This window comes from Dickeya dadantii NCPPB 898 (assembly GCF_000406145.1).
Taxonomy (GTDB): Bacteria; Pseudomonadota; Gammaproteobacteria; order Enterobacterales; family Enterobacteriaceae; genus Dickeya; species Dickeya dadantii.
On record NZ_CM001976.1, the window covers coordinates 2,346,678 to 2,364,246 of the forward strand.

15 protein-coding genes are annotated in these 17,569 nt (G+C 55.6%); 9 read left to right on the plus strand and 6 right to left on the minus strand.

From position 1 onward, the window contains the following. The first annotated feature begins 47 nt into the window (after positions 1–47). The 6 genes from araG to DDA898_RS10855 all read left to right on the plus strand — a co-directional run bounded on the left by araG (position 48) and on the right by DDA898_RS10855 (position 6,644). Positions 48–1,571 (plus strand): L-arabinose ABC transporter ATP-binding protein AraG, encoded by a 1,524-nt coding sequence (gene araG, locus DDA898_RS10830; RefSeq protein ID WP_038902664.1) that lies wholly within the window; start codon positions 48–50, stop codon positions 1,569–1,571. A gap of 18 nt (positions 1,572–1,589) precedes the next feature. Continuing rightward, a complete protein-coding gene (gene araH / locus DDA898_RS10835; protein WP_013317911.1) occupies positions 1,590–2,576 on the plus strand; it encodes an L-arabinose ABC transporter permease AraH in 987 nt (328 codons plus the stop codon). A 67-nt stretch (positions 2,577–2,643) separates the two neighbouring features. After that, a complete protein-coding gene (gene araC, locus DDA898_RS10840) occupies positions 2,644–3,594 on the plus strand; it encodes an arabinose operon transcriptional regulator AraC (RefSeq protein ID WP_013317912.1) in 951 nt (316 codons plus the stop codon). A gap of 207 nt (positions 3,595–3,801) precedes the next feature. After that, a complete protein-coding gene (locus tag DDA898_RS10845) occupies positions 3,802–4,851 on the plus strand; it encodes an oxidoreductase (protein ID WP_013317913.1) in 1,050 nt (349 codons plus the stop codon). A 153-nt stretch (positions 4,852–5,004) separates the two neighbouring features. After that, positions 5,005–6,006: a bile acid:sodium symporter family protein gene (locus tag DDA898_RS10850; RefSeq protein WP_013317914.1), complete on the plus strand. Its 1,002-nt coding sequence runs from the start codon at positions 5,005–5,007 to the stop codon at positions 6,004–6,006. Positions 6,007–6,182: 176 nt separating this feature from the next. Continuing rightward, a complete protein-coding gene (locus tag DDA898_RS10855) occupies positions 6,183–6,644 on the plus strand; it encodes an SgcJ/EcaC family oxidoreductase (RefSeq protein ID WP_038901189.1) in 462 nt (153 codons plus the stop codon). A gap of 92 nt (positions 6,645–6,736) precedes the next feature. On the opposite strand, the gene add is transcribed toward DDA898_RS10855, so the two are convergent. Further along, positions 6,737–7,762 (minus strand): adenosine deaminase, encoded by a 1,026-nt coding sequence (gene add, locus DDA898_RS10860; protein WP_038911207.1) that lies wholly within the window; start codon positions 7,760–7,762, stop codon positions 6,737–6,739. 262 nt (positions 7,763–8,024) lie between these two features. Continuing rightward, positions 8,025–8,966 (minus strand): DMT family transporter, encoded by a 942-nt coding sequence (locus tag DDA898_RS10865; protein ID WP_038911208.1) that lies wholly within the window; start codon positions 8,964–8,966, stop codon positions 8,025–8,027. Between the two features lie 113 nt (positions 8,967–9,079). Between DDA898_RS10865 and DDA898_RS10870 the strand changes: the two genes are divergently transcribed. Continuing rightward, on the plus strand, positions 9,080–9,544 hold the full coding sequence (locus tag DDA898_RS10870; protein ID WP_033111848.1) for an Lrp/AsnC family transcriptional regulator: 465 nt from the start codon (positions 9,080–9,082) through the stop codon (positions 9,542–9,544). Between the two features lie 197 nt (positions 9,545–9,741). Here DDA898_RS10870 and DDA898_RS10875 read toward each other — a convergent pair whose 3' ends face one another. Both DDA898_RS10875 and manA read right to left on the minus strand, forming a co-directional pair. Then, on the minus strand, positions 9,742–11,298 hold the full coding sequence (locus tag DDA898_RS10875; RefSeq protein WP_038911209.1) for a YdgA family protein: 1,557 nt from the start codon (positions 11,296–11,298) through the stop codon (positions 9,742–9,744). 58 nt (positions 11,299–11,356) lie between these two features. Then, positions 11,357–12,541, minus strand: coding sequence for a mannose-6-phosphate isomerase (manA, locus tag DDA898_RS10880; protein ID WP_038911210.1), 1,185 nt, complete (start codon positions 12,539–12,541; stop codon positions 11,357–11,359). 177 nt (positions 12,542–12,718) lie between these two features. Here manA and fumC point away from each other — a divergent pair, with 177 nt between their 5' ends. After that, complete coding sequence (fumC, locus tag DDA898_RS10885) at positions 12,719–14,116, plus strand: class II fumarate hydratase (protein ID WP_038911211.1); 1,398 nt, start codon at positions 12,719–12,721, stop codon at positions 14,114–14,116. A gap of 3 nt (positions 14,117–14,119) precedes the next feature. On the opposite strand, the gene tus is transcribed toward fumC, so the two are convergent. After that, positions 14,120–15,046 carry a DNA replication terminus site-binding protein gene (gene tus, locus DDA898_RS10890; protein WP_038911212.1) on the minus strand — a complete coding sequence of 309 codons (927 nt, stop codon included), beginning with the start codon at positions 15,044–15,046 and terminating at the stop codon, positions 14,120–14,122. 181 nt (positions 15,047–15,227) lie between these two features. Next, positions 15,228–16,478: an MFS transporter gene (locus DDA898_RS10895; RefSeq protein WP_038911213.1), complete on the minus strand. Its 1,251-nt coding sequence runs from the start codon at positions 16,476–16,478 to the stop codon at positions 15,228–15,230. Between the two features lie 138 nt (positions 16,479–16,616). On the opposite strand from DDA898_RS10895, the gene DDA898_RS10900 reads away from it, so the two are divergent. Continuing rightward, positions 16,617–17,531, plus strand: coding sequence for a LysR family transcriptional regulator (locus DDA898_RS10900; protein ID WP_038901198.1), 915 nt, complete (start codon positions 16,617–16,619; stop codon positions 17,529–17,531). Positions 17,532–17,569 lie beyond the last annotated feature (38 nt).

Consider the following 17,569-nt stretch of genomic DNA (forward strand, 5'->3'; position numbering starts at 1 on the left):
TGGCCGCGCCGTCATACATGGCGGCGCAGACCATTGAGGATGCTGAAATGACCGTACAGTCACCTTATTTATCCTTCCGCGGGATCGGCAAGGTTTTTCCCGGCGTCAAGGCACTGGATGACATCAGTTTCGACTGCCATGCCGGACAAATCCATGCGCTGATGGGGGAAAACGGCGCGGGAAAATCCACATTGCTGAAAATTTTGAGCGGCAATTACACGCCGTCACAGGGAGAAATTCATATTAAAGGGCAGCCGGCGCGCTTCGCCAATACGATGGACGCGCTGAACGCCGGAGTGGCGATTATCTACCAGGAGCTGCATCTGGTGCCGGAAATGACGGTGGCGGAGAACATCTATCTGGGGCAGTTGCCGCATAAAGGCGGGCTGGTGAATCGCTCATTGCTGCGTTATGAATCGCGTTTGCAACTGGAGCATCTGGGGTTGGATATCGACCCGGATACGCCGCTGAAATACCTGTCCATCGGCCAGTGGCAGATGGTGGAGATCGCCAAGGCGTTGGCGCGCAATGCCAAGATCATCGCCTTTGACGAGCCGACCAGCTCGCTGTCGGCGCGGGAAATCGAACAGCTGTTCCGGGTGATCCGCGAATTGCGCAGCGAAGGCCGGGTGATTCTGTATGTGTCGCACCGGATGGAGGAGATCTTTGCTCTCAGCGATGCCATTACCGTGTTCAAAGACGGACGTTATGTCAAAACCTTCGCCGACATGCAGCAGGTTGACCACGAGCAACTGGTGCAGGCGATGGTGGGACGCAATCTGGGCGATATCTACGGCTATCAGCCGCGTCCGCATGGTGACCCGCGGCTCGAACTGCAGGCGGTGAAAGCGATCGGGGTGAAGTCGCCGATTTCGTTGTCGGTGCGCAGCGGCGAAATTGTCGGCCTGTTCGGGCTGGTGGGCGCCGGGCGCAGCGAACTGATGAAGGCGCTGTTCGGCGCTACCGGCATTACCAGCGGCGAGGTGCGGCTGGATGGGCAACCGTTACACGCCCGTTCGCCTGGCGACGCGATCCGCCGCGGACTGATGTTGTGCCCGGAAGACCGTAAAGCCGACGGCATCATTCCGGTGCACTCGGTGCGGGATAACATCAATATCAGCGCTCGCCGCAAACATATCAAAAACGGTTTCATCATCAATGAAGCCTGGGAGGAAGAAAACGCCGACCGCCATATTCAGGCGCTGAATATCAAAACGCCGTCGCCGGCGCAGTTGATCATGAACCTGTCCGGTGGCAACCAGCAAAAGGCGATTCTCGGCCGCTGGCTGTCGGAAGAGATGAAAGTGATCATGCTGGACGAACCGACCCGCGGCATTGACGTCGGCGCCAAGCACGAGATTTACCACGTGATTTATGAACTGGCCCGTCAGGGTATTGCCGTGCTGTTTGCGTCCAGCGACCTGCCCGAAGTGCTGGGGCTGGCGGACCGCATCGTGGTGATGCGCGAGGGCGCCATTTCCGGCGAGCTGCTGCACGATGAGGCCAGCGAACAAACGGTCCTGAGTCTGGCGATGTTGAAAACGACCGCCACTGAACCCGCGGTTGCCTGACCGCCAAGGAGTCGATGAATGTCTACGGTGAGTTCCCCTTCCCGCGCCAGCAAATCTCAAGGCCTCAGCCTGTCCCGCATCTGGGATAACTACGGCATGTTGGTGGTGTTTGCTGCGCTGTTTCTGGCTTGTATGTTATTCGTGCCGAATTTTGCCACTTTCATCAATATGAAAGGGCTGGGGCTGGCGATTTCCATGTCGGGCATGGTGGCCTGCGGCATGCTGTTTTGTCTGGCTTCCGGCGATTTCGACCTGTCGGTCGCCTCGGTGATCGCCTGCGCCGGTGTAACCACCGCGGTGGTTATCAACGTTAGCGAAAGCCTGTGGCTGGGCGTTGGCGCCGGGCTATTGCTGGGCGTCGCGTTCGGCCTGCTTAACGGATTTGTTATCGCCCAGCTAAAAATCAACGCCCTGATCACCACGCTGGCTACGATGCAGATTGTGCGCGGTCTGGCGTACATCATCTCTGACGGTAAGGCGGTCGGTATCGAAGACGAGCGTTTTTTCACGCTGGGATACGCTAACTGGCTGGGATTACCGGCGCCGATCTGGCTGACGGTTTTCTGCATGGTGCTGTTCGGTTTGCTGCTGAACAAGACCACCTTTGGCCGCAACACGCTGGCGATCGGCGGCAACGAGGAGGCCGCGCGGCTGGCCGGGGTGCCGGTGGTGCGGACCAAAATCATTATTTTCGGCCTGTCCGGGCTGGTTTCCGCCGCGGCGGGCATCATCCTGGCGTCGCGCATGACCAGCGGCCAGCCGATGACGTCGATCGGTTATGAACTGATCGTGATTTCGGCCTGCGTATTGGGCGGAGTGTCACTGAAAGGCGGCATCGGCAAGATATCCTATGTGGTGGCCGGGGTGCTGATTCTGGGGACGGTGGAAAACGCCATGAATCTGCTGAATATCTCGCCGTTTGCCCAGTATGTGGTGCGTGGTCTGATTCTGCTGGCGGCGGTGATCTTTGACCGCTACAAACAACTGGCGAAGAAAACGGTTTGATGGACGGATGCGCTGGCGTGGGCCGGCGCTATCCATGACAGACGAGAATCTTTTTTCAGGAGGCCGTATGTATCACCGCATGGCGCATGAGTCCCAGCCCAACCCGTTGCTGCCCGGTTATGCGTTTAACGCCTATCTGGTGGCCGGGCTGACGCCGATTCTGGCGGGCGGGCCGCTGGATTTCTTCATCGATCGCCCGGATGGCATGAAAGGTTACATCATTAACCTGACCATCAAGGGACAAGGCAAAGTGCTGGACGGCGATGACACCTTTTTCTGCAATCCCGGCGACCTGCTGCTGTTTCCGCCCCGATCGCGCCACTATTACGGCCGCGCGCCCGGCAGCGACAGTTGGTATCACCGCTGGGTCTATTTCCGGCCGCGCGCTTACTGGGCCGACTGGCTGGAGTGGCACAGTAAAGGGTGCGACGTCGGGCGGCTGACGCTCTCCAGCACCGGATTGCTGCAGGAGTTTGATAAGCTGTTCGCCAATATCGAACAGACCCACCGTTCCGGCCGACGTTTTGCCGAAGAGCTGGCGATGAATCTGCTGGAACGCCTGCTGCTGCGGGCGATGGAAGAAGATCCGCAGAGCCCGCAGCGGATTATGGACCCTCGGGTGATCGAAGCGTGCCAGTTCATTACCGGCAATTTGGCTGGGGAACTGCGTATCGATGAGGTGGCGCGTCACGTTTGCCTGTCGCCGTCGCGGCTGGCGCACCTGTTCCGCGAGCAGGTGGGGGTGAATATTCTGCGCTGGCGGGAAGACCAACGGGTGATTCGCGCCAAACTGCTGCTGCAAACCACGCAGGAATCAATCGCCGCCGTCGGGCGGGTGGTCGGCTATGACGACCAACTCTATTTCTCCCGGGTATTTCGCAAACGGGTGGGGGTCAGCCCCAGCGATTTCCGCCGCCGCAACAGCGAAATCCATCATCCTGCGCTGGAAAAACCGGCGGAAGCGGCCATCTGGCGCGGGGAATCATCCACGCCGCATCCGTGGCTGGTCACGCCGTAACTGTCTGACGGCATTGTATAATAAGATATGGCCGCCGACGGCGGCCATGACCGATACGGATCACGGAACCGTCCGATAACCATCAATTTCCCCGGTGCTATACTAGGCTGTGAATCGCGATACAGCATAAAACGTGATTGCGATGCGCGGCCGAGTTTCATGAGAATAACGGGTCTGATTTTCAGATCCGCCAATGAGGGGAAATCTATGACGGATACCATCCGTGTTGGTTTGTTGGGCTATGGTTATGCCAGTAAGACGTTTCATGCGCCGCTGATTGCCGCCACGTCAGGAATGAAACTGGCGGCGGTGTCCAGCAGTGATGCCGGTAAGGTTCAGGCTGACTGGCCCTCAATGCGGGTTGTGCGCGAGCCGCAGGAACTGTTCAATGATTCGAATATCGACCTGATCGTGATACCTACCCCGAATGACACCCATTTCCCGCTGGCCCGCCAGGCGCTGGCCGCCGGCAAGCATGTGGTGGTTGATAAACCCTTCACCGTGACGTTGTCACAAGCACGGGAGCTGCATCAGCAGGCGGAACATACGGGTAAGCTGCTTTCCGTCTTTCATAACCGGCGCTGGGACAGCGACTTTCTGACGTTGAAGCAGTTGCTGAAAACCGGCGTGCTGGGCGATGTGGTGTACATGGAGTCTGCATTTGACCGCTATCGCCCGGAAGTGCGCCAGCGCTGGCGTGAAGAGGGCGGCGAAGGCAGCGGCATCTGGTACGATTTGGCTCCACATCTGATTGATCAGGTGTTGCAGTTATTCGGCCTGCCGGTGGCGATTCAGGCCGATCTGGCGCAGCTGCGGCCGGGCAGCAAGTCCACGGATTATTTCCACGCCACTTTGATCTATCCCCAGCGTCGGGTGGTGGTACACAGCACCATGCTGGCGGCGGCGGAAGGCGCCCGTTATATCGTCCACGGCACCCAGGGCAGTTATGTGAAATTCGGTCTTGACCCGCAGGAAGGACGGCTGAAAGAAGGCGAGAAGCCGCAAGCCCATAGCGACTGGGGGCAGGACAGCCGGGACGGTATCCTGACGCTGCATCGCGACGGCGTGCTGGCTGAGCAGACGGTGCCGACTATTCCCGGACATTATCAATCCTACTATGCCGAGATCCGTGATGCGTTGTTGGGGCGTGGCGACAACCCGGTGCCGGTCGAGCAAGCCATCAAAGTGATGGAACTGATTGAGCTGGGGTTGACCTCTCATGAACAGAAAAAGGCGATGACCCTGAAAAACAACTGATCGGGAGTCGTCATGATTTGTGACGGAAAACCCCGACCGCAGGGCGGGGTTCAGCCTTGCATTATGGGTGTTTATTGCCGATAGTGGGGCATTGTTTAAACAGGCGATCTTAGGATCGCCTGTATTTTTTATGTCTGAGGATGCAAACACGCTATGGCATGGTTACAACGCTTAAAAATTGACAAATTTTTGCTGGTCTTGATTGCGGTGGTGATCACCGCATCCATTTTCCCGTGCGAAGGCTGGGCCAAGGTTTTCTTTGAAAACCTGACCAATGCGGCAATCGCACTGCTGTTTTTCATGCATGGCGCCAAGCTGTCTCGCGATGCCATCACCGCCGGGATGGGCCATTGGCGTTTACACCTGGTGGTGTTTGCCAGCACTTTCATTCTGTTCCCGCTGTTGGGGATCGGCATGGCATTTCTGTCGCCGCAGATATTAACGCCGGGGTTGTATCTCGGTTTTCTGTATCTGTGCGCGCTGCCGGCCACCGTACAATCGGCGATTGCGTTTACGTCCATGGCGCGCGGCAACGTTGCGGCGGCTATCTGTAGCGCATCGGCCTCCAGCATTTTGGGGGTATTCCTGTCGCCGGTACTGGTCGGATTGCTAATGCATACCCAGGGAGGGCAAACTGATACGCTGCATGCAATCGGTTCGATTATCATGCAGTTGATGGTGCCGTTTGTTATCGGTCACCTGTCTCGTCCGCTGATTGGTGGTTGGGTTGATCGCCATCGTAAACTGATCAATATCACTGACCGGTCATCGATTCTTTTAGTGGTGTATGTGGCGTTCAGCGAGGCGGTGGTACAGGGGATCTGGCACCAGATTAATGGCTGGTCGCTGTTGGCGGTGGTGGTGTGTTCGTTGGTGCTGCTGGGAATTGTGCTGGTTTGCACTACGCTGGCGGCGCGTAAACTGGGATTCAGTACCCCGGATGAAATCACCATCGTGTTCTGTGGATCGAAAAAGAGTCTGGCGAACGGTATACCAATGGCTAATGTGCTGTTTCCTGCGGCGGCCGTCGGTGCAATGGTGCTACCTCTGATGATTTTCCACCAGATTCAGTTGATGGTATGCGCGACGCTGGCACAGCGGTATGCGAAGCGCACCGCACCGTCGGGTGATTCAGCAGCGGCGACCGAAAAGTAATTGATAAGCCAAGTAATTAAGTGGTCATTCCATTGAAAGTGACTATTGAATGGATAGTTACTTTATGGGATAGTCAACAAAGTAAATCTTTATTATATTGGACGAATGTGAGGCGGGTTTGTGCGGCTCACAGATACAAGGATATTTCAATTAATCGTTATTTATGAGGGACATACATGTATAAAAAAGTTTTGCTTTCACTGAGTTTGCTCAGTGCTGTCGCCACTTCCCAGGCTTATGCAGCCAACACCGAAACCTGTGTCAAGACTGACGAGAAAGCTATCGCCAGTCTGTTTGATCGCTGGAATGCATCGCTGCAGACCGGTGATGCCAAGAAAGTTAACGCCAATTATGCCGCCGATGCAGTATTACTGCCGACGCTGTCTGGAAAAATGCGGACAACAGATGCTGAACGTATTGATTACTTTGAGCATTTCTTACCGAAAAAGCCTGTTGGTAAAATTGATAACCGCGTTATCAAAATCGGTTGTAACGAAGCATTGGATATCGGTAACTACACCTTTACCTTTGGCGATGATAATTCACAGGCTAAAGCGCGTTACACCTATACCTATGCCTTCAGCGATGGCAAATGGTTGATTACCAGCCATCACTCGTCTGTACGGCCGCAGGACTGATTATACCGGGATAGCGTACGATAACGCTGTCTGTGTGAAAAAAAGCGGATACCAGTGGTATCCGCTTTTTGCGTAATGGCGTCAGGCCGGCGTTATCCGGCTGGTATGGCTTGCTGTTGCTGTACCCGCTGGCGCAACAACTGTTTCTCCTGTTCGGAGATAAATGCAATACGCAGCCCGTTTTCCTGAGCCTGACGGATATCCTCCGGCAACAGACCGGCCTGTGGGGCGGCGACCTCATACTCATGACGAATTTCGATGCCCTGAACCGCCGGATCGTCGGTATTGATGGTGGCTGGAATACCGTGGCGCAAAAAATGCACCAGCGGATGTTCGTTCATCGCTTTTACCGTGCTGGTTTGCAGGTTGGAAGTCAGGCAGGACTCGATGCCAATCTGGTGTTCGGCCATGTATTCCATTAACGAGCGATCGACAATGGCGGTCACGCCGTGGCCGATGCGTTCGGCCCCCAGTTGCTTAATCGCCTGCCAGATGCTTTCCGGACCAGCGGCCTCGCCGGCATGGGTGGTGAGGTGCCAGCCTGCATCTCGGGCGCGGGTAAAGTGGGTGGTGAACAATTCGCCGGGGAAGCCAAGCTCATCACCCGCCAGATCGATGGCGACGATATGGTCTTTGTGGGCCAGCAGTGCGTTCAGTTCCTGTTCACAAGCCTGAGTACCAAAGGTGCGGCTCATGATGCCGATCAGGCGTATCATGACGTCGTGGTTATGGTCGCGGCAGCCCGCTGCGATGCCGTCGATCACCGCTTCTACTACGCCTTCCAGCGGTAGTTGATGACTACGGGCCATGTAGTAGGGGGAAAAGCGCAGTTCAGCATAATCCAGTCCGGCACGTATGGCGTCTTCAACGTTTTCGTAAGCCACCCGGCGACAGGCATCCAGCGATCCCAGAACGGCCACTCCCCAGTCCAGTTTTTGCAGAAAACGTAGTAGGTCAGGTTCATTGTCGACGATCTGGACATGAGGGCGCAGTGAAGCCAGGTCGTGACCCGGCAGGTCGATAGTAAACTGGCGGCCCAATTCAAGGATGGTCTGAGGACGAATATTACCATCAAGATGGCGATGGATATCCGTCAGCGGAATGTGCGGATTAATCATGTTTTACTCTTTTATTATTAAGAAAATCCATCAGCAGGCGGTATTCCTCATGATGCTGGCATGGCACCGCCGCACCGCGAGGGTCAGGGGCTGATAACTTGTTGTGCAGTATAAGAATAAAGTTACGTATATTTCTATTGATAAAAAGAAATTTTCGTATCAAGGGCGAGATTACGCAGGTTACGCTCAGACGTGCAAATACCGCCAGCTCGGATATTTCGGATATATTGACGGGCTGGCGTCATCCTATGCGAGCAGTTAATTATCTGGAAGATCGGTTAAATGGTGCATTGGCAAGAATGACACCCAACGTAATGACGACGACGCCAAAGACATTAGGCAAAGAAAAACGCTCTCCAAGCAACGGAACAGCGAGTAAATAGGCTAGCGCTGGACATAACGACCCTATCAGCGCACTGCGGTTTGGCCCGAGTTTCTGCACGGCAACCGTATAACTCAAGCTGGAAATAATCCCCGTACCCAATCCTTGTATCAGCAGGAAAGGCAGCATCTCGTGCAAAGTGACGCGACTGAGATGCGATTCGACAACGCCTGTCGTCATTAAACCAAGCAACAGCAAGGCGGATGGGAGACTGAGCAACAAGACGCATCCTATCGTATCGAGTCCACTTCGACGAATCGCCAGCGTATAGCCACCCCACAAAAGACTGGCCAAAAGCAGCATGGCGCTGCCGCTAATCATGGTTGCACTGAATCCCGGCAAGACCATGGAGACGACACCTACCAAAATAAGCAGAATGGCACGCAATTGTGTCGTGCCGACGCGATGTCGAAACAGGACAAAAGCTAACAAGGCGACTGAAAGGGGTGACGTGCCGGCGATCAAAGCGGCGACATGCGCGGCTGTCGTTAAGTGGCCGCCTAGCGATGCGATAAAGAAATAGGGGACGCCGCCGCCGACAAGTACGGCGATGATTTCACGTGGGCGAAGGTTTGATAGTTGATACAGGCGCGCGGGGAGCCAGGGTAACAACAGCAGGGCAGGTATGCCAAACCGGAACAGCGCAACGTCGGCAATGGACAGTGGCGAAGCACTAATGGCCCTGATGGAAACTGCGAATAGCGACCACGCTATCACGGCGATGGCCATCGCCACATAACCAAAAATCATTCCGGCAGGTTGGGCTTGCTCCGACCGGTAAGACTGAGCCGTCTGCGTGTTTTTTACGTTTTCAACTTGCATTTGGTTCCCCCACGGTAATAGTCTTTATTTTGATCATATTACATATTTTTCAGTGGTGACTTACTGCTATATCTTCTATTTATTAATACTATATTGGTGGATTCATCTAATTTATGAACAAACTCGATGCAACGGATCGACAAATCGTTATGCTCTTGCAGCAAGACGGACGGCTGACGATCCAAAACTTATCGGAGAAAATTAATCTGTCTCCGACACCATGCCTGCGGCGAGTACGGCAGTTGGAAAAGGCAGGAATTCTTACTGGCTACACCGCTATCGTTAATGAAGAGGCCTACGGCTTGCCGATTACCGCTCTGGTGCGAATTCGCCTTGAGCGTCATTCTGAAGCATCGGTACAGGCATTTGAGCAATCGGTAGGTGTAATTGACGACATTATGGACTGCTATGTCATGGCGGGTGATGCAGACTATTTGTTGCGCGTGTTGGTCAGTAGCCTCCGCGATTACGAACGCTTCGTGCGGGATAAACTACAGAAAATTGGCGGTATTGCTTCAATCGAGACTAGTTTTGCGTATGGGATGGTTAAACGGTCAAAGGTATTTCCTCGTCTGTGATGTTGGCGCTGTCGCAAGGTAAGTCGTAATTGTCGCGTTTTGTCCATTACGGCTTGACGTAACGCGGGTCACCTCCCGCAGAACACGCCTTTGGGTGGCTGAGCGGCGGGAAACCAGCCGCATCAGCAAGGGGAGACGAGTTGGGCCTGTGTGGGTAAGCCCGACGAAACCGGCGCCTTGTCGGCGCCGGCGGGCGGTTATGGGCTGACTGATGCGTCCGACTGCTGTTCTTCCGGCGCGGAATCATCGCCTTCTTCAGGCACGTTCTCCGACGGCAACGTGATGAACGGCGCGATAAACTCTCCCAGCGGAATCTTGCGACCGTTGAAGGTCACGGTACCGTCGCTGTACTGCAGCGAACTGGTGATGGCGTTGTCCTTGGTCACGGTGACCTGACTCATCTGGCCGATGTTCGCCATCAGTTGCGTCTGCTGACGCGCCATCTGTTCCAGCTGTTTTTTCTCGTCGTCGGAAGAGGCTTTCGGCGCGGTTTGCACCATCAGTTCGGTGATCATGTCCAGCGGCACGTTGAGGCGGGCATCCAGATTTTTCACCGACTGACGAATAATCGCTTCCTCATCGGACAGATTGCCGGTCGGCGCCGCGTTTTTCTGCAGCGGATCGGTCAGGTCCAGCGCCAGCGTGAAGGTACTTTCGCCTTTGGCGTTCTTCCAACTGAACGGTGCAATCTTGACGCTTGGATTGCCTTTCAGCAGTTGCGGCAGGTTGTGCAGAACCAGCGCGGCCAGTTGCTGGTCGTAGACCTCCGGCGTGATCTGGTCGATATTCTGCAACAGCGACTGCAGGTTTTTCTGGTATTCGGTCATGAACTGGCGCGTGCCTTTGCCATCCAGCCCGGCGAAGTTGACGTTCATGTTCAGCGATCCCAGATTTTGATCGCGGAACAGCGCCGAGCCCAGGGTCAGCGTCATCTGTCCGGCCAGGTTGGCGTCATCTTCCGTGGTGTGATTGACCAGCGCGAAATCGTTCAGCGCCAGGCTATCGCCGCCCTGAACGTCCAGCGCCAGTTTTTTCAGCGTGAGCTTGACGTCGCCGACTTCGAGGTCGAATTTGCCTTTGCGGGTATCGCTGTTAAGCGCCAGATCCTGCAGCGTCAGCTTTTCGTTCTGCCCGTGCAGGTTGGGTTTTTCCATCGCCAGATTGGCGACATTGCCGATCACTTTACCCGCCCGCAGATCGCCGGCCAGATCTACCAGCAGCGTGGTGCCGCTGAAACTGGCCTTCATGTCAGGACTCTGCACGTCCAGCGCTTCCAGCGTGACGGCGGAGTGCGTATCGCCGCTGTAATCGATACGGCTATCGGCGGTGATGAACGGTTTGTTTTTGGTCAGCTCAAACAGCGCTTTCACCGAGTCGGTGTTGGCCAGTTCGCCGTGCACGGCCGCCATCGCCGGCTTCAGGCTAAACTGGCTGGCGGTGAGCGGGAAAGGGCCGTGGAAGACGGTCGCGTTAAACACCACTTCTTCGTTTGCGGCCAACAGGTGCTGACGGGCGTCGGAACCGTCAGACTGTACGACCAGCGCTACCTGGCTTTTGAAGATGCCGCGCTGATAGTCGCGGAACGTCACCTTGATGCCCGCCTGCGGGTAGGCGTTTTTCAGCCCGTTGTTCAGGTTGTCGGTGACTTCGCCAATGTGTTGCTCAATCTGCTTACCGGTAAACCAGGAGGCGCCCCCCCAGGCCGCTGCAAGTGCAATAACGATTCCTGCCGCTACCACTGTTTTTTTGGCCACGCTATATATTTCCTTGTTGATTCACGGTTTCGTATCCCTCATCGGGGAGTACAGGGCTTTATGCCATTAAAGGCCGGTTATAGACGCGGGCAATCTGACCCTGCCCCTGAACCTGAACCGGCGATTCGCTGGCGGGGATAAAGCAGGATTCGCCTGGCAGCAGTGTGACCTGCTGAGCCCCTTTTTCCAGCACCGCCTGGCCTTCGACGCAAAAGATAATCGCCGCACTCTGCTGGCTGAGCGTCTGCGGCGCATCGGTAAGATAATGCAGTGAAAAGGCAAAGTCATCGACCGGAATAGGGAAACTCAGCTCGTTGGCCGTTTTTATCGGCGAGGTGAGCAGAGAAGCGGCAGGTTTCGATTCGAAACGGACGTTGGCGATCAGCTCGGGGATATCGATGTACTTGGGCGTCAGGCCGGCGCGCAGGACGTTGTCTGAATTGGCCATCACTTCCAGCGCCACGCCCTGAAGGTAGGCGTGCGGGGTTTCGGCGTACAGGAACATGGCTTCGCCGGGTTTCAGCGTGACGACGTTCAGCAGCAGCGGAGAGAACAGGCCGCCGTCATCGGGATAAAACTGCGCAATAAATCGGATGGTGTCCCAGGGTTCGCCGTGTTGACCGTCCAGCACGCGTTGCAGTTCTGCGATGGCCTGCGCTTTCTGTTCGCCGTTCATGCTCAGCAGGCTGGAGAACAGCGTCGTCAGCGTCTGGCTGTCCGGGCGCTGCAAAAACGCGGCGATCGCCGGATGGGCATCGGCCAGCGGTTGCAACAGGCTGGCGATCTCGGCCAGCTCGCGAAAGCCGTTCATCGCCAGATAAGGCGTGAGAGCGAAGACCAGTTCCGGTTTGTGGTTGGCATCCTTGTAATTGCGTTGGGGCGAGTCCAGCGCGATACCGGCGGCATTTTCCCGAGCGAATCCCGCCTCGGCGGCGGATTTACTGGGGTGAACCTGAATCGACAACGGTTGTTCGGCGCACAAAACCTTGAACAGGAACGGCAACTCGCCAAAGCGCTGGGCCACCGCGTTACCCAGAAAACCGGGTTGATCGCTATTGATCAACTCACGCAGATTGTGCGCTTGCCCTTGCTCGTCAAGCAGCAGGGAACTGCTTTTCGGATGTGCGCCCATCCACAGTTCGGCCATTGGAAGGTTGTCTGGGTTTTCAATCCCATACAGTTCAGTTAACGCATGTTTACTGCCCCAGGCGTAATTCTGCACACTGTTGCGCATTTTTTGCATAATATTTTCCTGTCATTAAACAGATTGTTAATTTCCATAACGGCGACGGTGGAGACTTCGGCGAGGAATGGCTGCACCATCTTAATGCACGCCATGTTAATGCTTTATATGCCATGATTCCAGAAGGGTAAAAATTCGCACTCATCTGAAAGTGACTTGTTTTACAAAGGAGAAACCATGTCAGACACTCGAATCGAAAAAGACTCCATGGGGCCGATTGCCGTGCCGGCAGCGCACCTTTGGGGGGCTCAGACCCAGCGTTCGCTGGAGCATTTCCGTATTTCGGAAGAGAAAATGCCGAGAGCGCTGATCGTGGCGCTGGCGCAAACCAAGCGGGCGGCCGCCCGCGTGAATATGGATTTGGGGCTGTTGCCTGCGGATAAAGGCGACGCCATTCTCCAGGCGGCGGATGAAGTGCTGAACGGGCTGCATGCCGGCGAATTTCCGCTGGCTATCTGGCAGACCGGTTCCGGTACTCAGACCAATATGAATATGAACGAAGTGCTGGCGAATCGGGCCAGCGAAGTGCTGGGCGGCGTTCGGGGCAATGAGCGGCTGGTGCACCCGAACGACGACGTCAATAAGAGCCAGAGTTCTAACGATGTTTTTCCTACGGCGATGCATGTGGCGGCGGTTACCGTGGTACGGGAACACCTGCTCCCTGAACTGAAGGTGTTGCAGCAAACGCTGGCGGATAAAGCCGTGCAATTCGCCGATATCGTCAAAATAGGCCGCACCCATTTGCAGGATGCGACGCCGCTGACGCTGGGGCAGGAGATTTCCGGCTGGGTGGCGATGCTGACGCACAACCTGCGTCATATCGAAAACAGTATCCCGCACCTGTGCGAACTGGCGTTGGGCGGCACCGCGGTCGGCACCGGATTGAACACGCACCCGGAATACGCGGTGCGGGTGGCGGCGGAACTGGCCTCGCTGACCGGTCACCCGTTTGTCACCGCGCCGAACAAGTTTGAAGCGTTAGCGACCTGCGATGCGCTGGTTCACGGGCACGGCGCCTTGAAAGGGCTGGCGGCGTCGCTGATGAAGATCGCCAACGACGTCCGCTGGCTGGCGTCCGGGCCGCGTTGTGGTATTGGTGAAATCGCCATTCCGGAAAACGAACCGGGCAGTTCCATCATGCCGGGCAAGGTCAATCCGACACAGTGTGAAGCCATGACCATGCTGTGTTGCCAGGTGATGGGGAACGATGTGGCGGTAAACCTGGGCGGCGCGTCCGGTAATTTTGAATTGAACGTGTTCCGACCGATGGTGATCCACAACTTCCTGCAGTCGGTACGGTTGCTGGCCGACGGTATGAAGAGTTTCAACGAGCATTGCGCCGTCGGGATTGAACCGAATCGCGAACGTATCAATCAGTTACTGAACGAGTCGCTGATGTTGGTGACGGCGCTCAATCCGCACATCGGTTATGACAAAGCGGCGGAGATCGCCAAAAAAGCGCATAAAGAAGGGCTGACGCTGAAAGCGTCGGCGTTAAAGTTGGGCTACCTGACCGAAGAACAGTTCATCCAGTGGGTACGCCCGGAAGACATGGTTGGCAGTATGAAGTCGTGACGTTCATATGCCGTCATCGGTGTACAAATGCAGCCTAGGGATCAATAGCCGCAATGGTTTGGCTTTGGGGCGGTGCCGATGCTGAATGTTATCGGCGTCATAGTCGTTCAGTTCGCCCATTACGGGGACGGCGTCCTGGCGGCATAGCACCAGTAACGGCGAAGGGCAGGGATACTGCACCTGTTTCTGCTGCTCCTGATACCAGACTCTGGCGATAGGCTGTACTTTCACCGGCCGTTTAATTTTCAGCGACGCCTGCTCCGGCAGGCGTTTTACATCCTGTATTTCCTGCTCCAGCAACGATGCCCACTGTTCCTTGCTGTACGGCGCCTGACTGCGCCCGGCGCGCAGGCTTTTCTCCAGCTTTTCCAGCAAGGCATCCCGGGTGAGATTTTTGATGATGTTCTTGTTCGCCCAGCCAAATCGCACCGATGTCGGATCGACCAGCAGGGTGATGGTGCGGTAGGCGCTCAGCGTGATCAGCCCTTTTAGGTGCGTATGAACAAAATCGAAACGCTGCTCCGGTTCCAGCCCGGATTCCACCGTAATGATCTGTTCCAGCTCTTTTTTGCGCGCGTTGATGTCGGTAATTAGCCGATGAGCCTGCCGGTATTCCTGCTGCTCAACGCGAAAACACAGTACGCCGGGCAGGCGAATCGCCGCTTTGCTGCTGACGGTTTCTGCGTGGTGATGAATAAACAGATGACGAAAATGCGGCAAGCCGATATCGCACGCGTCATCGCCGGTGACCGGCGTGACGTGAATCTGTGTAACCGGATCGTGCTCGGTGCCTTTCTCCACTGGCGGAAGCGTAAAAATATGCCCGCCGGCGAAGCGAAATGTCCGGAACAACTGATGCATTTCAGACAATTGCGCCTCAAGGGTGGTGAAGCAATGATTCATGCGTTCGATCAGGTCGTAGGCTGCCATTATTACACCCATCATTTATTTAGTTACAACATACTTATGCATTCTAAACTAAACGCTAAGTTTAGCAACCTACGTCATTATCGTTTTAGCAGCGAAGAAAACGGAGAGTAGCGGGGAGATGGGACTCACCGGCCGGCGCGTTCAGGCTCGGTGAGTCGCAAATAATACCATTGTTCGTGAATTACACCCTGCTTTTCAGGGACTTTAGTTTAAACCCGAGCAACAGTGCCAGCATCAGCAGGCATGACAGAAACAGCACCAGACCGGTCCAGCCGTAGTGATACCAGAAGAAACCGCCGGAGGTACCGGCCAGGCTCGACCCCAGATAATAACAGAACAGGTATTGAGACGATGCCTGTCCTCTGGCGCGCAGCGCCCGCACGCCAATCCAGCTGCTGGCGACCGAGTGGGAGGCAAAGAACCCCGCGGCAAACAGCATCATCCCGACGAACATTACTGGTAATGAACTGAACAGGGTTAACAGCAGGCCGGACAACATCAGGGCAATGCTGCCGACCAGCACCGGTCCGCGTCCAAAGCGAGCAATCATCGCCCCGGCGCGGGGAGACGCGTAACTGCCGGTCAGGTAGACCACCGACAACAACCCGACGACCGTCTGACTCAGATTATAGGGAGCACCCAGCAGGCGGTAGCCAATGTAGTTGAACAGCGTGACAAAGCTCCCCATCAGCAGGAATCCCTCGGCGAACAACAACGGCAAACCCGCGTCACGCCAGTGTAGGCGAGCATTGATCCACAGCGTTTTGGGGCGCAGTGAGCCGGCGCGAAAATGGCGTGAGTCGGGCAATATTCGCCAGAACGTCACCGAGGCCAGCAACGCGACCACGCCGATACAAGCAATAGACACACGCCAGTTGAAAAAATCGGTAATCACCCCGGTCAGCAGGCGTCCGCTCATGCCGCCAATGGAGTTGCCGCTGATGTATAGCCCCATGGAGAATGCCACCACGCTGGGGTGAATTTCCTCGCTCAGGTAGGTCATCGCCACCGCCGCCACGCCGCTGAGCGATAAGCCGACCAGTGCCCGCATGGCCAGCAGCCCGGCCCAGTTAGTCATCATCGAACCAATCAGGGTACAAACCGAGGCCAGCAACAGAGACACCACCATCACATTTTTGCGCCCGATGGTGTCCGACAGCGGGCCGGTAAACAATAACCCGACCGCCATGGTAATAGTGGAGACAGAGAGCGACAGGCTGCTGGTTGCCGGCGACACGCCAAAGGCCTGCGACAGCACCGGCAGTATCGGTTGCACGCAGTACAGTAAGGCGAACGTCGCCAGGCCGGCGGAGAACAACGCCAGCGTAACGCGAATGAACGTCGGCGTGCCTCGGGTGATAAACGGGTTTTTATAAACGGGCGAGTGAGTCAAGCGTTGAGGTTGGATGTCATCGGTGACAGAAGCGGACATTCCTTGTGCTGACAGCGGGGTACTCAAAATCAATCCTTATCCGGAAAAAATGCGGCAGAAACATCAGTGAGCGCATCATAGAATTGGCTCGATTGTTTTGTATAATATATTAATCATTAATAATGATACTTTATAAATATGAATATCGAACTCAGACATTTACGCTACTTCGTTGCCGTAGCGGAAGAACTTCATTTTGGACGAGCCGCTGAAAAGCTGCATATATCCCAACCTCCGCTCAGCCAGCAGATACAGGCGCTGGAAGAGCAGATCGGCGCCCAGTTGCTGGAGCGCAATAATCGCAACGTGCGCCTGACCCAGGCGGGCGAACTGTTCCTGAAGGAAGCTTGGGCGATCATCAATCAGGTGAATCAGGCGGCGGAGCGCGCCGCCCGCATCCAGCGCGGGGAAATAGGGGAACTCAATATCGGTTTCACCTCGTCGGCGCCTTTCGTCAAACAGGTTTCGCGCAGTTTGTTGCAGTTTCGCCAGAGCTACCCCGAAGTGCATATCCAGATGCTGGAGATCAACACCAAACAGCAGATTGAGCCGCTGCTTGACGGCAAGCTGGATCTGGGCGTGATGCGCAACAATCCGCTGCCGGAAACGTTACGCCATCAGCTGTTGTTGCATGAACCGATGGTCGCAGTGGTACATGAAGAGCATCCGCTGGCCGCCGCTCCCGGCGGTCACATCAGTATTCAGCAACTGGCCAGTGAGCCGTTTGTTTTTTTCGCCCGTGAAGTGGGTACCGCGCTGTACGACGAGGTGCTGACGTTGCTCAAGAAATACGGCATTACCCCTTACATCACTCAGGAGGTGGGCGAGGCGATGACCATTATCGGCTTGGTGTCTTCCGGTCTGGGGGTGTCCCTGCTGCCGGCGTCATTCCGCCGTATTCGGGTTGATGGCGTCAAATACCTGTCGTTGCAGGAAAAAGACGCTATCAGTGAAATGTGGTTAGTTACCCATCAACATCGGCCGTTGAACACCGCCGCTCAGACGTTGATCACACTTATGCTGGGCAGTACCGCCAAAAATATGTGCGGTTAATCACATATCGAATCAAATATTTGACGGCTATTTACAAA